The organism is Bacteroides clarus (assembly GCF_015555825.1).
GTDB lineage: Bacteria > Bacteroidota > Bacteroidia > Bacteroidales > Bacteroidaceae > Bacteroides > Bacteroides clarus.
The window spans coordinates 281,607-295,142 of record NZ_JADNLF010000004.1; the positions used below are offsets into that span (position 1 = coordinate 281,607).

The 13,536-nt window shown below is 44.7% G+C and carries 13 protein-coding genes; 5 read left to right on the forward strand and 8 right to left on the reverse strand.

The genetic code is table 11. The features are described 5' to 3' along the window. Position 1 precedes the first annotated feature (1 nt). The 7 genes from I2F54_RS06855 to I2F54_RS06885 all read right to left on the reverse strand — a co-directional run bounded on the left by I2F54_RS06855 (position 2) and on the right by I2F54_RS06885 (position 5,613). Positions 2 to 796, reverse strand: coding sequence for a polysaccharide biosynthesis/export family protein (locus I2F54_RS06855; protein WP_087413474.1), 795 nt, complete (start codon positions 794 to 796; stop codon positions 2 to 4). 39 nt (positions 797 to 835) lie between these two features. Beyond that, positions 836 to 1,261, reverse strand: coding sequence for a BT0820 family HAD-type phosphatase (locus tag I2F54_RS06860; protein ID WP_129618941.1), 426 nt, complete (start codon positions 1,259 to 1,261; stop codon positions 836 to 838). A gap of 6 nt (positions 1,262 to 1,267) precedes the next feature. Beyond that, positions 1,268 to 2,137 carry a hypothetical protein gene (locus I2F54_RS06865; protein WP_195500832.1) on the reverse strand — a complete coding sequence of 290 codons (870 nt, stop codon included), beginning with the start codon at positions 2,135 to 2,137 and terminating at the stop codon, positions 1,268 to 1,270. Positions 2,138 to 2,163: 26 nt separating this feature from the next. Next, complete coding sequence (locus tag I2F54_RS06870; RefSeq protein ID WP_195500833.1) at positions 2,164 to 2,742, reverse strand: helix-turn-helix transcriptional regulator; 579 nt, start codon at positions 2,740 to 2,742, stop codon at positions 2,164 to 2,166. Positions 2,743 to 2,769: 27 nt separating this feature from the next. Continuing rightward, complete coding sequence (locus I2F54_RS06875; RefSeq protein ID WP_195500834.1) at positions 2,770 to 3,312, reverse strand: UpxY family transcription antiterminator; 543 nt, start codon at positions 3,310 to 3,312, stop codon at positions 2,770 to 2,772. Between the two features lie 563 nt (positions 3,313 to 3,875). Continuing rightward, positions 3,876 to 4,790, reverse strand: a complete 915-nt coding sequence (locus tag I2F54_RS06880) for a tyrosine-type recombinase/integrase (protein ID WP_022219718.1) — start codon at positions 4,788 to 4,790, stop codon at positions 3,876 to 3,878. Between the two features lie 70 nt (positions 4,791 to 4,860). Next, positions 4,861 to 5,613 (reverse strand): DUF4369 domain-containing protein, encoded by a 753-nt coding sequence (locus I2F54_RS06885; RefSeq protein WP_009120537.1) that lies wholly within the window; start codon positions 5,611 to 5,613, stop codon positions 4,861 to 4,863. Between the two features lie 132 nt (positions 5,614 to 5,745). On the opposite strand from I2F54_RS06885, the gene I2F54_RS06890 reads away from it, so the two are divergent. The 5 genes from I2F54_RS06890 to I2F54_RS06910 all read left to right on the forward strand — a co-directional run bounded on the left by I2F54_RS06890 (position 5,746) and on the right by I2F54_RS06910 (position 12,362). After that, positions 5,746 to 6,978 (forward strand): anaerobic sulfatase-maturation protein, encoded by a 1,233-nt coding sequence (locus I2F54_RS06890; protein WP_195500835.1) that lies wholly within the window; start codon positions 5,746 to 5,748, stop codon positions 6,976 to 6,978. Between the two features lie 33 nt (positions 6,979 to 7,011). Then, on the forward strand, positions 7,012 to 9,171 hold the full coding sequence (locus I2F54_RS06895; protein WP_195500836.1) for a S46 family peptidase: 2,160 nt from the start codon (positions 7,012 to 7,014) through the stop codon (positions 9,169 to 9,171). Between the two features lie 140 nt (positions 9,172 to 9,311). Continuing rightward, positions 9,312 to 11,483 (forward strand): S46 family peptidase, encoded by a 2,172-nt coding sequence (locus I2F54_RS06900; protein WP_195500837.1) that lies wholly within the window; start codon positions 9,312 to 9,314, stop codon positions 11,481 to 11,483. A 103-nt stretch (positions 11,484 to 11,586) separates the two neighbouring features. Continuing rightward, the gene (gene trxA, locus I2F54_RS06905; RefSeq protein ID WP_009120533.1) at positions 11,587 to 11,883 is read left to right on the forward strand and encodes a thioredoxin; all 297 of its coding nucleotides are present in this window, start codon (positions 11,587 to 11,589) and stop codon (positions 11,881 to 11,883) included. A gap of 8 nt (positions 11,884 to 11,891) precedes the next feature. After that, positions 11,892 to 12,362 (forward strand): thioredoxin family protein, encoded by a 471-nt coding sequence (locus tag I2F54_RS06910; RefSeq protein ID WP_195500838.1) that lies wholly within the window; start codon positions 11,892 to 11,894, stop codon positions 12,360 to 12,362. 133 nt (positions 12,363 to 12,495) lie between these two features. Here the strand turns inward: I2F54_RS06910 and I2F54_RS06915 are convergent, their stop codons facing one another. Next, entirely contained in the window at positions 12,496 to 13,347 is an 852-nt protein-coding gene (locus I2F54_RS06915) for a histidinol-phosphatase (RefSeq protein ID WP_148359969.1), read from the reverse strand. Positions 13,348 to 13,536: the final 189 nt, after the last annotated feature.

A 13,536-nucleotide genomic window follows, 5' to 3' on the forward strand; every position in this document is an offset into this window, starting at 1 on the left:
CTTATTTGACAATTACTACAATTAGAGAGGCAAGAGTAGTAGCCAAACTCAACAGACTAATCCAAATAGATGAATTATTGCTGAATGTATTGGAACGTACTTTTGCTTTAGTGGGCTTTACATAAACCACATCATTTTGCTGAAGATAATAATAAGGAGAGAGAGAGATGTCGGCAGCAGTAAGGTCTAAGTGAATGACACGGCGTCTGCCCACAGAATCTTCACGCAGGAGTTGCACATCATCACGGACAGAAAAAAGAGTCATATCTCCCGCCTGTGCCAATGCCTGGAAAATTGTAACTTTTTCATCACTGATAGTATAAGTACCCGGTTTGCCAACTTCACCCAATACACTGATTTGATAGTTGGAAGTACGTACCGTAACGTTAGGGTCTTCATTGAGATAATGGCGAAGTTTCTGACGCAGCAAAGCCTCGCATTCGCGATTGGTAAGTCCTACGACCTTAATCATGCCTAATACCGGAAAATCGATATAACCGTCATTGTCTACCAAGTAAGCTAACAGCTTCGCATTATCCAAGCCTTGATTCTGTATAGGCTGGTCTTTCGTCTGCCCTATCTTCCGATAGAACGGTGCGGAAGCTTCGGGAGTGGAAGTACTGACCAAGATAGTCAGTTCATCCTTAGGCATAATACGATACTCGTAAAGCATACCCTTTTGAGGCACCATCTCCAAGACTTCGTCGTCTCGAAGATACAATGACTTTTTATAAGACGTACAAGCTGAAAATAACAGCGGGAGCAACAGTAACAGAAGAATTCTTCTAATATTCATATACTTGTTTTGTTTAATGTTTCGTTTGATTCGGCCTACTTACCCCAAGAGTCGTTTTATAAAACTTTTGGGTTTGGGATGCTCTGCCGAACGGCAGGCTTCCCGATATATATCTTCATAGTTCAGTTTTTCGTGTATCATACGGTAGATAAGTCCCCAATCGGGCAATCCGCCCACATTACGGTCGTCGATAAAGAGGTCGGCTTTCAGCTTACGGGAGAAGTTCTCATGGTTCTTGTTCTCTTCCGGATAGTTACTGTTGACGGCATAGAATTTCAGCCCCCGGTCGCTACAAAAACTGACAGCCTCTTCCAGCAATTTGCCCTCGCGAACGCTCCACAGGATGAGCCGGTGGCGCTCCTCGGAAAGGCGCTTCAACGTTTCGATGGCAAAAGGTATTTCGTTACCTATAGCCGGATAGCGATGCTCGACGATAGTTCCGTCAAAATCGACAGCAATAATCATATATTCCTATTTATCTTTAAAGATATTATAGCTCAGCAAGGCAGCCTCTTGTTCGGGCTTATTGTATAGAGTAAATGTCGGGATACTTCCTGCAATCTGTGCAAGCGTACCGCTGATAACGGCAAAGCTCAAACTATCCCGCCCGATAAGGGAAGTGGAACTCAGCAGCATGCGGAAAGCTTCTATCCCGTCCATGCGAACCGCACGGTTCTCTTCGGCCTGCTCCATACGGAAAATGGTTTCCAGTCTGACACCTTCATTGATATAGCAGGAAGTCTTTCCACTCCAGGGAGAGCCGAACAGCATTACTTCTCCTCCCGGCATCAGGCGCAGTATAGGTTGGTCATCGTTCAACAAACGCGCGCCGGGTATATGTTTCAGCCATAACTGCGAGTGGGTACTTTTGCCAATGCCCGATGGTCCCACAAAAGCCACTCCCTTATCATCGACGGCTATGCAAGACGCGTGTATCAATGCTCCCCCATGAAACGCTGCGCTATAAATAAAAGAAATCATGATAAAATCATTCAGGAGCGCATAATCCTCGGAAGTTTCCGGAAGCAAATCGGTTTGTACATTTCTCCACCGGCGGTCGGTACGCAGCCAATAGGTATGAGGGCTCCCGTAAGGAGTTAACGCAATGTAGCAATAATCGGCGGTAAGCCATATACGTATTGTCCGTCCGTCCGGGTGGTGCACTGCATCCGGACCGGTTTCTTTAATGGGAAACTTGCAACCCAACTCCAACCGGCATATATGGGAACGGGAGCATACGGGCATCTCCGGCAGGAGAAACGGCTTCAGGTTCTGTAATCGGTCTGCGACTTCATTGCCACACGATACCTCCATCAGCCAATCTGCTATTTGTAATATCATATAAACTTAGTATATAAAAATCAACATCAAGATACTCCGTGAAGAGACTCTTTATATTCAGCCGGAGTCATTCCATACTTCTGCTGGAAAAGCCGGTAAAACGTACGTGAACTATTGAAACCGGAATCTATGGCAACAGCCTTGATAGGTATGTCCGGTTGAGTCTGTATCAGCTTCGAAGCATATTCCAAACGCAGGCTGTTGATATAGCCGTTGAGATTGGTATTGGCGTATTGCTGAAGCAACTGCGCCACTTTATTCTTATTGATGAGTCCGAGCCTGATAAACTTCTCCCTTGAGAATTCCGGGTCGAGAAATAATTGTTCATCAATAATAGTACGGTTTATCCGCTCAAAGAGTTTCTTGTCCTTTGTAGAATCCGTTACTTTAGTTTCACCATCGGCTTTCGGTTCTGCACTCTTATTCTCCGGTTCCGTCTCTTGGATAACAGGTAGAGGAGTATCCAAAGTTTCTTTTGGATTCGGTTTATCCGGTGAAGAACTCCGGAGTTGCTTCTTCAAGCGATCCATCTTACGGATGATACGAATATTGTATACCGCCAAATAAATAATAATAACCGCTTCTAACAAAGTAATGAATGTCATGGTTTCATCTCTTTAAAACAACAGTCATCAGCCAATGACTTCTATAAGATCAGGTTTCACTTCCGCAACGACAACAGCAAGAATACCTTGTATGAGTATGACAACACGTTTGCTCCTGCAGCCTCTTACCTTTACAAACACTCCCTCTACACCGTCAAACGGACCGCCCAACACACGAACCCGCGTACCTTTAGCCAAATTAATTTCTTCCGGAGTTAGATAAATTAAACGTTCATTATGCAGTCGGGATACGGAAATAAACTGCTGCATTTGTATATCCGGCACAATTATAGGAGAGTTTTTACCGGCATCCGGCATCGTGATGTATTGCAGAAACGAAACAGTTCTTTTGGTTTCCCTGATAATCCGCCGGGTGGTACGAACGAATATCAAATTGTGAACGGCGGGCACCAGTTCTCTCCTTTTCTTGTTATTCTTCTCAAATACTTTATAGCACATGGGAACAAAGTTTTCTATAGCCTGTTTATCCAACAGCCGCTTTGCTTCCAGCTCCTTGCAAAAAGGAGCGCGCATAGCAAACCATACTATATTTTCTTCATCATTATTCATGTAAAGTATTTATCAAAACAAGAAAAGCGGATATACTCTTGGCTCCTCAACATCGAACTAACACTTTATATATCAATTGATTATGAGATACTTTTATTCAATACATCCGTTATACCATTTCTATACAAGAAATAGCACATGTCAATAAATTACTAATAATCAATCTTATACAAAACGTGTAGATGTATTTTGTACTATTAATAAATGATAATTCCGCATGCTTTGTACACAGAAGTCAAAGAATAAGACATAGATTGGCTAAGCAGTTATAACCCTCTTCCCGAAAATCATAAAACAGGAGTGTTTTACTTAACGCTTTCAGCTCGCCTCTGCCAGCTAAATCTCTATTAATCAATAATAATCAGCCCTATAAATTTTGTCCAAAAACCACCTACAACAAATTATCAAGCAATCTTGTTTGTTAATGTATCAAAAAATACCTTTCAATTACTCTCATCTTTATCAGAAAAGGTTTACTTTTGCCGATAAATCTGTAACGTCTCTTGTATAGAAACGATATAGATTTATACATTATATCGAACAATACAATGTAGGCCGCAAGCCTATACCAAAGCTGATAATATGCTTTGATTAGCCTGATCGATAACGGAACTTTCCAAACTGGCTAAATAAATTTGTGTTGTTTTCTCCGTAGTATGTCCCATTCCTGCACTAATAACCGAAATCGGCACATTATGATTGCGTGCCGCCGTAGCCCATGAATGGCGCGCGGTGTAGGAAGACAGCGATATATCAAGGTCAAGAATCTTGGAAATCCTCTTCAACAGCTTATTGTAATACCCCAGCGCCGTCTGATACTGGGAAAACGCTATCACCGGATCTTCCGAGGAAATGATGGGAAGAAGATATTGCGAACGCTTCGTTTGTCCGGCATACCGGCTGATGATTTTCTGGATAAGAGGCTCGACACGGATGACAAGTTGCTGCCCGGTCTTTTTACGGGTATAGCAGATATAGCCGTTGTGTATATTCTTTTTACACAGGAACGCCATATCGACAAATGCCATTCCCCGTGTACAATAACTGAAAAGAAACAAGTCGCGGGCCAAGGCCAATGGAGATAATGCCGGTAAACTCAACTTACACAAATCCAGTATGTGCTGTTCGTCTATCGCCCGTTTACGGGTTTTATCCACTCCCGTATATACATTTTGAAAAGGGAAAGTTTGCTTGACCAGCCGCTTTGTAACCGCCTTATTATATACGGAACGCAAAACCCTCATATAAAATGAAGAGCTGTTACGTAAAACGCCTCTTGACCGGAGCCAGCTTTCATACCGGATAACCAGCGGCTCATCGAGCAGCCTAAAAGGAATATCCCTGCCTTCCAGAAACAGGGAAAAGCTACTGAGGGTGCGACGGTAATTCCTTGCCGTACCCAATTTATTGCTCGATTCGAGCAGTGTAATCTGTTCTTTAAAAAACGAAAGAACATTCGTACTTTTTATTCTTGCCATACTTCTACTTAATTTGTTAGTTACATAAATGTAACAAATCTCTCGAATATCGGCAAGATGAGTGAAAGTACTAATGTTGCATGGCCGTGGTTTCCGAACTCTGCTGCAAGCGCTTATGTTCTTCCAGCAGCTGCATGTTTTGTTTGGCTTTGGAAAGGAAATCTTTTACAAAAGCGTTTTCCTTAAAAATCAGGGGAGCGGTTCTCATTATATCTTCAATCTGGGGTGTCATTATAGGATACGGCAGTGTACTGCACATCATCATAAACACTCCCGGACCAAGCACATTCTCATAATTTTCAATGATGAAGTCTTTCACATAATCATTCATCTCTTTGGCTAATGTTTCTTCCTCCTTAGCCAATTGTTCGTGTACATCTTCCAAGTTGGCGCCATCCAACACCATACGCGCTTCTTTTCGCTCCAGTTCTCCCATTTCAACTTCCATTGCATTACGCTTCTCTATAAACTCATACAACGCGTTGTTCAACAAGGTTCCCTTAGCCGACAGCTGTGAATTGGAAATGATTATCTCAATCCTGCCATCCTCCAGAATCAAAGGCATAATACCCTCGTCATCCATATACAGCGTCACCATCATTACCGAATCTACGGGGCCTTTCATCGAAAATAGTCCATGAACCACCTCGGACGAGTCAATTGTTACCCACTGCCCGTTTTGCAGTGTTTTAAGAAATAACATTTTACCATCGAGACTGGTTACCGAAGAATTTCCTTCAATCTTATATTTGCGACTACAAGAAGAGAAAGACACAAGTAACAACAAAAAAGGCAAGATATAGTTTACATTCATTCTAATCATGCAGGAAACGATTTATGAATTACACGCGGCAAAGGTATTAATATTCCTTATAAACCGGATAGAAAGAAAGGAATTTTCATTTGGTTTACGTATTTTTGCACAATCATAAATCATAAAACCGGAGAAATATACATGTCAACCTATGCTCCTTTCGCTAAACCTCTTTATGTAATGCTCAAACCCGTAGGGGCTGTATGCAACCTGGCATGCGATTATTGCTATTATCTGGAGAAGTCCAAACTGTATGTAAACAATCCCAAACATGTGATGAGCGATGAACTGCTGGAAAAGTTCATTGAAGAATATATCAATTCGCAAACGATGCCGCAAGTATTATTCACCTGGCATGGCGGAGAAACCCTGATGCGCCCGTTGGCCTTCTACAAAAAGGCTATGGAACTGCAAAAAAAGTACGCCAACGGCCGGACGATTGATAACTGCATACAGACAAACGGTACGTTGCTTACCGACGAATGGTGCGAGTTCTTCAAAGAGAACAATTGGCTGGTAGGCGTGTCCATCGACGGTCCGCAGGAGTTTCACGACGAGTACCGCAAAAACAGGCTTGGAAAGCCTTCTTTCGTCAAAGTGATGCAAGGCATCAACCTGCTGAAAAAACATGGGGTGGAATGGAACGCGATGGCGGTAGTAAACGACTTCAACGCCGACTATCCCCGTGAGTTCTATAATTTCTTTAAAGAGATAGGTTCCCGCTATATCCAGTTCGCTCCTATCGTAGAACGGATTACACCGCATCAAGACGGACGTCATCTGGCTTCACTGGCCGACAAGGAGAAGGCTGCCGAACTGGCTGATTTCTCCGTCAGTCCGGAACAATGGGGAAACTTCCTCTGCGCCCTGTTCGATGAATGGGTGAAACAAGATGTGGGGACTTATTATATCCAGCTCTTCGACTCCACCCTTGCCAACTGGGTGGGTGAGCAACCGGGCGTATGCTCTATGGCAAAGACCTGCGGTCATGCCGGCGTAATGGAGTTCAACGGTGATGTATATGCCTGCGACCACTTTGTATTTCCGGAATATAAATTAGGAAACATCTATCAGAAAACACTGGTTGAAATGATGTACAGCGAGCAACAGCAGGCTTTCGGACTGATGAAACAAAAATCACTCCCTACCCAGTGCCGGGAGTGCGAATGGCTGTTCGCCTGCAACGGCGAATGTCCTAAAAACCGCTTTGCACATACCGCAAACGGTGAGCCCGGGCTGAACTACCTTTGTGCCGGTTACCGGAAATTCTTCAAGCATGTAGCTCCTTACATGGACTTTATGAAACAGGAATTGCTGAATCAGCGTCCGCCTGCCAATATCATGGACGCCATCCGGGAAGGAAAATTCAAATAACATATAGTAAATTAATTAATAACAATAACAAGGATGAAATTAACGAAGTATTTGATTGCGGCTATTGCCGTGCTGACAGTCTGCTCCGTACGCGCAGACGAAGGAATGTGGTTACTGCAACTCATGAAGCAGCAGAACTCCACCGACATGATGAAGAAACAGGGATTAAAACTCGAAGCCGATGATTTATATAACCCGAACGGTGTATCACTGAAAGATGCCGTCGGTATCTTTGGCGGCGGTTGTACCGGTGAAATCATCTCACCGGAAGGATTAATCCTTACCAATCACCACTGCGGTTACGGAGCAATCCAGCAACACAGCTCGGTAGAACACGATTACCTGACAGACGGTTTCTGGGCTAAAAACCGCAGTGAAGAGTTGCCTACTCCGGGATTAAAATTCCGTTTCGTACATCGTATCGTAGACATCACCGACCTCGTAAACGAGAAAGTCAAAGCCGGAGAAGTGACGGAAGTCAATGCGCTGACAGCTCCGTTTCTCAACAAACTCGCCAAAGAAGAGCTGGAAAAGAGCGATTTGAACGGCAAACCGGGTATCGAGGTAAAAGCATTGCCCTTCTATGCAGGAAATAAATTCTACCTGTTCTACTATAAGGTATATAGCGATGTACGGATGGTAGCCGCTCCCCCCTCCTCAGTAGGAAAGTTCGGCGGTGAAACAGACAACTGGATGTGGCCTCGCCATACGGGCGATTTCTCCATGTTCCGCATCTATGCCGACAAGAACGGAGAACCTGCCGAATATTCCAAGGACAACGTACCTTTGCAAACTCCTAAATATCTGCCGATTTCCATCAAAGGCCTGCAAGAGAACGACTATGCCATGATTATGGGTTTCCCCGGCAGAACCAGCCGTTACCTCACCCAATCGGAAGTGAAAGAACGCATGGAAGCAGACAATCAAGCCATGATTGACATGCGCGGCGTCCGCCTCGATGTGTTGCGCAAATATATGGATGCCAGCGATAAAACCCGTATCCAGTATGCCAATAAGTTTGCCGGAAGCAGCAACTACTGGAAGAACTCCATCGGCATGAACAAGGCAATCATCGACAACGACGTATTGGGTACCAAAGCGGAACAGGAAAAGAAATTCGCCGAATTTGCCAAAGGCAAACCTGAATACGAAGGCGTGGTAGACAAGATGGACGGTATCATCGCCAAAAGAATGCCCGTTACCCGCCAGCTCAATTACCTGTACGAAGCATTGAGCGGCGCCATTGAATTTGGCAGTCCGTACATGATTATGGACAAGATTAAAACCGCGCTGGAAGAGAAAAACGATTCACTGCTCACCGCAAGCACGGCGCAACTGGAAGAAGTATTCAACGACATCCACAACAAAGACTACGACCATGAAGTAGACCGCGCCGTAGCCAAAGCCATTTTGCCGGCTCTCGCCCAAAAGCTGAAACCGGAAGAGCTTCCCGCTTTCTATCTGACCGTTCAGAACAAATACAAAGGCGACTACAACGCTTTTATAGATGATATATACGACAACTCCATCCTCTCCAACCGTGCCAACTTTGACAAGTTCATGAAAAAGCCAACCATAAAGGCTATCGAGAAAGACCCCGCCACAGCTTATTCCCGTTCAAAAGTAGAAAAGTTAAGAGCTGTCGCCATGGAAGAAAAAGCGCTGAGTGAAGGCCTTGACCTGCTGCACAAAGCATACATCCGCGGTTTAGGTGAAATGAAGCTGCCCGTACCGTCTTATCCGGACGCTAACTTCACCATCCGTCTGACTTACGGTAACGTGAAATCATACAGCCCGCGTGATGCAGTGCACTACAATTACTACACCACCACAGACGGTATTCTTGAAAAAGAGAACCCCGAAGACCGTGAGTTCGTAGTACCTGCCAAGCTGAAAGAGCTTATCCTTAATAAAGATTTCGGACGGTATGCCATGGCGGACGGCACAATGCCCGTTTGCTTCCTGACGACCAACGATATTACCGGCGGTAACTCCGGCAGCCCGGTCATCAATGGTGAAGGCCAACTTATAGGCTGCGCGTTCGACGGCAACTGGGAATCCCTGAGCGGTGACATCAATTTCGATAACAACCTGCAACGTTGCATCGCACTGGATATCCGCTACGTACTCTTTATTCTGGAAAAACTGGGAGACTGCGGACACCTGATAAAAGAAATGAACATAGTCGAGTAACCGTTATTTTCCCGGCTACACACAATACGACTGAGGTACCCTAAGTATACGACTGAGATACCCTCAGTCGTATACTTAGGGTACCTCAGTCGTACACAGAGACTCCCCCCTCTCATAATACCTTCTAACGCACATTTATTATGAAACATTTAAGACTATCAATACTATCATTATTCCTTACATCGGGAGTTCTTTCCACCTATGCCGATGAAGGGATGTGGATGCTGACCGACCTCAAACAACAAAATGAAGTCGCCATGACGGAGCTCGGTCTGCTGATTCCTGCCGAGCAGATATACAATCCCGGCGGTATAGCCCTGAAAGATGCGGTAGTACACTTCGGTGGCGGCTGCACAGGCGAGGTTATCTCGGCAGAAGGACTGGTACTGACCAATCATCACTGCGGTTACGGAGCTATCCAGCAACACAGCAGTGTGGAGCACGACTATCTGACCGATGGTTTTTGGGCAATGTCACGCAACGAAGAACTTCCCTGCAAAGGACTTACCGTAACCTACATCGATGAAATAATGGACGTAACGGATTACGTCAACGACCAATTGCAGATAGATTCCGATCCGAACGGCACGAATTATCTGTCGCCCAAATACCTTACCATGATAGCCGACCGTTTTCTTTCCGAACAAGGCATCACACTGACATCCGGCCGTAAAGCGGAACTGAAAGCGTTCTATGGCGGAAATAAATACTACCTGTTTCTCAAGACTACTTACAGTGACATCCGTATGGTGGGCGCTCCCCCTTCTTCCATCGGCAAATTCGGCGCCGATACGGACAATTGGATGTGGCCCCGCCACACAGGAGATTTCTCTTTGTTCCGCATCTACGCCGACAGAGACGGACAACCGGCAGCTTACAACCCGGACAATGTGCCCCTGCGGGTAAAAAAGCACCTTACTATCAGCCTTGCCGGCTATCGTGAAGGCGACTTTACATTCGTCATGGGATTCCCCGGACGCAACTGGCGCTACATGATTTCCGACGAAGTGGAAGAACGTATGCAGACCACCAACTTTATGCGCCACCACGTGCGAGATGTCCGTCAGAAAGCCCTTATGGAACAAATGCTGAAGGATGATGCCGTACGCATTCACTACGCAAGCAAGTATGCCTCATCCGCCAATTACTGGAAGAATGCCATCGGCATGAACGAAGGACTTGTACGCCTGAAAGTACTGGATACGAAACGCGCGCAACAGGAACAACTCCTCGCACGCGGTCGCGCCTTAAACGACAGTTCCTATCAGAAAGCTTTCGACCAAATACGCAGTATCGTGAAGCATCGCCGTAATGCTCTCTACCACCAGCAAGCCATCCAGGAAGCATTGATTACGGGTCTTGACTTTATGAAGATTCCGAATACCACCGCATTGGTCACAGCCTTACAGAGCAAGGACAAAGCCAGGATAAAAGCCGCTTCCGACAGCCTGCAAATTGCAGCCGATAAATATTTCGCATCCGTCCCCTTCCCCGAAGTAGAGCGGATTGTAGGAAAGAAGATGTTGCAAACCTACATGAAATATATTCCCGCCGAACAACGCATAGGTATCTTCAAGGTTATCGACAAGCGTTTCAAGGGTGATAGTGATGCCTTTATCGATGCCTGCTTCAAATATTCCATCTTCGGCAGCAAGGAAAACTTTGCCAAGTTTATCCGTAAACCTAGTTTGTATAAGCTCGGTAACGACTGGATGACATTGTTCAAGTACTCCGTTACCGACGGTCTGCTACAAACCACCATCGCCATGATGGATGCCAACCGTAACTATAACGCCGCCCATAAAGTATGGGTCAAAGGAATGATGGATATGAAACAGGAAGCCGGCACCCCCATCTACCCGGATGCCAACTCCACCCTGCGCCTGACCTACGGACGCGTATTGCCTTATAAGCCCGCCGACGGTGTGGAGTACGGCTGTTACACCACTCTGAAAGGAGCGATGGAGAAGGAAGATCCCAACAATTGGGAGTTTGTAGTTCCGGCTAAATTAAAACAATTATATCAGGCCAAGGACTTCGGACGATATGCGATGCCCGATGGAGAAATGCCCGTCTGCTTCATCGTAAATACAGACAATACGGGTGGTAATTCCGGCAGTCCGGTGTTCAATGCCAAGGGTGAATTGATAGGTACGGCTTTTGACCGTAACTATGAAGGGCTGACAGGTGACATCGCTTTCCGTCCCTCTTCACAGCGTGCAGCTTGTGTAGACATTCGTTATACTTTGTTCATCATAGACAAATATGCCGGCGCTTCGCACATTATCAAAGAGCTGACGATTAGTGATTAGTACATAGCAATGAGTAATTAGTTATTACTAATTTACAATCGAGCGTGAACAAATCTCCCGTTTATCTGTTATATACTCATAAACTATTATAAAAACAAAGATTATGGAAAAGTTTGAAGAATTAATACAATCAGAAAAACCTGTCTTGGTGGATTTCTTTGCTACCTGGTGCGGACCTTGTAAAGCCATGCATCCTGTATTGGAAGCATTGAAAAGTGAGATTGGCGACAGAGCGCGTATCGCAAAAATCGATGTAGACCAACATGAAGCATTAGCTGCAAGCTATCGTATACAGATGGTTCCGACTTTCATCCTGTTCAGAAAAGGTGAAGCCGTATGGCGTCATTCGGGTGTCATCAGCGGTAAGGAGCTTAAAGCCATTATCGAACAAAACTCATAATTAAGAAAATGAAGAAAATTATAGCTATGACCGCTCTCATCTTTTCAAGTATACTGACTTATGCCTGTACCGATGGAGCCAAACAAAAACAAGCGGAAACGCAAGAAACTACTCAAGACGGCAGCGTAATCGTAATGAACAAAGATATGTTTATCAAGGACGTATTCGATTACGAGAAATCCAAAGAGTGGAAATATAAGGGTGACAAACCTGCCATCATCGACTTGTACGCCGACTGGTGCGGACCCTGCCGAATGACGGCTCCTATCATGAAAGAACTGGCGAAAGAATATGCCGGGAAAATCGTGATATATAAAGTCAATGTGGATAAGGAGAAAGAACTGGCCGCTTTGTTCAATGCCACCAGTATTCCTTTATTTGTCTTTATTCCGATGCAGGGTGAACCTCAGTTGTTCCGCGGAGCTACCGATAAGGCAACTTACAAGAAAGCGATTGATGAGTTTTTATTGAAGAAATAATTAGCGCCAACAAGAAGTTAACTGTATTATAAGCAATAAATTAATATAATTGCTTCCTATAAGTTAACATTATCAAAAGAGCAAGTTAACATTATTATTGCGATGATGTTAACTTGCTCTTTTGATAAAGATACTATAAGATTATCGGCATCTCTTGCCATGCGCCGTCATACATTTCCATTACGGTGTTATAACCGGCCTTCTTCAATGCCTGTAATGCTTCCGGACGACCGCTATTAATCCGTTCCGGATAGTGAGAGTCACTATTTACTTGAACACGGATCCCCAAACTGTGCAATAGCGGGAAATAGCGTTCATTGGGATAGAAAGTACCCAGTTCATGATAAGACTTGGTATTGATTTCCACCTGATAACCACGCGCGGCAATGTCCTCAAAATACTCTTTTACAAGCATATCATACCAAGGCTCATCCAGCAAACCGGGGCGATAACAAGACGCGTTATAATGCATCTTATCCGCATGCCCTACTATATCGAAACCTCCTAACTCCAACATACGCCTCAACCGTCCGTAGTACAAACGCACTACATGTTCCAAGTCACCACCAAACTGTTCATCCACTATTTGTTTGAAAATATCAGCCGGAACATCTACATCTACAACCTCCGATTTCTCATTGTACAACATATGTACGGAACCGATACGATAATCCAATGGCAACTCCCGGAAGCGGAGAATAGACGGATTACTCTCTTCATTCAGGTAATCTATTTCCAAACCGAGATAAAGTTCTATCCTCCGAGCATATTTCTGTTTCATCCGATGAAATTCTGCCAGATAGTCGTTCATACGGTCCCACTCCATGGTCCATGCCGTAGAAAAAGGCAGTGGGGCATGGGATGAAAAGCCATACGAAGTAAATCCCTCGCTCAAGGCAAACCGTACAAAGTCTTCCATACCGGCACGTCCGTCACAATACAGACTGTGACTATGATAATTCGTCAGATTTTTACTCCTGCTCATCTTCTTATTCTTTAATTAAATTATTAAATAGGTATTGAAAGTTAGATTGTATCGGTAAAGCTGAGTTTATACCAGTAATAATCAGTTTATATCAGTAACGATGAAATAGCGTAACCTAAGGCTGAAAGTTTTTTTATCTTTAAGCCTGAAAGGCTCTTATCTTATAGCCCGGGGTAACACCCCGGGAAT

Coding starts and splice junctions, on each gene's coding strand:
- I2F54_RS06885 (WP_009120537.1), bottom strand. CDS start 5,613: ATGATTAGAATGAATGTAAACTATATCTTGCCTTTTTTGTTGTTACTT.
- I2F54_RS06910 (WP_195500838.1), top strand. CDS start 11,892: ATGAAGAAAATTATAGCTATGACCGCTCTCATCTTTTCAAGTATACTG.
- I2F54_RS06875 (WP_195500834.1), bottom strand. CDS start 3,312: ATGAATAATGATGAAGAAAATATAGTATGGTTTGCTATGCGCGCTCCT.
- I2F54_RS06895 (WP_195500836.1), top strand. CDS start 7,012: ATGAAATTAACGAAGTATTTGATTGCGGCTATTGCCGTGCTGACAGTC.
- trxA (WP_009120533.1), top strand. CDS start 11,587: ATGGAAAAGTTTGAAGAATTAATACAATCAGAAAAACCTGTCTTGGTG.
- I2F54_RS06880 (WP_022219718.1), bottom strand. CDS start 4,790: ATGGCAAGAATAAAAAGTACGAATGTTCTTTCGTTTTTTAAAGAACAG.
- I2F54_RS06855 (WP_087413474.1), bottom strand. CDS start 796: ATGAATATTAGAAGAATTCTTCTGTTACTGTTGCTCCCGCTGTTATTT.
- I2F54_RS06865 (WP_195500832.1), bottom strand. CDS start 2,137: ATGATATTACAAATAGCAGATTGGCTGATGGAGGTATCGTGTGGCAAT.
- I2F54_RS06915 (WP_148359969.1), bottom strand. CDS start 13,347: ATGAGCAGGAGTAAAAATCTGACGAATTATCATAGTCACAGTCTGTAT.
- I2F54_RS06860 (WP_129618941.1), bottom strand. CDS start 1,261: ATGATTATTGCTGTCGATTTTGACGGAACTATCGTCGAGCATCGCTAT.
- I2F54_RS06870 (WP_195500833.1), bottom strand. CDS start 2,742: ATGACATTCATTACTTTGTTAGAAGCGGTTATTATTATTTATTTGGCG.
- I2F54_RS06890 (WP_195500835.1), top strand. CDS start 5,746: ATGTCAACCTATGCTCCTTTCGCTAAACCTCTTTATGTAATGCTCAAA.
- I2F54_RS06900 (WP_195500837.1), top strand. CDS start 9,312: ATGAAACATTTAAGACTATCAATACTATCATTATTCCTTACATCGGGA.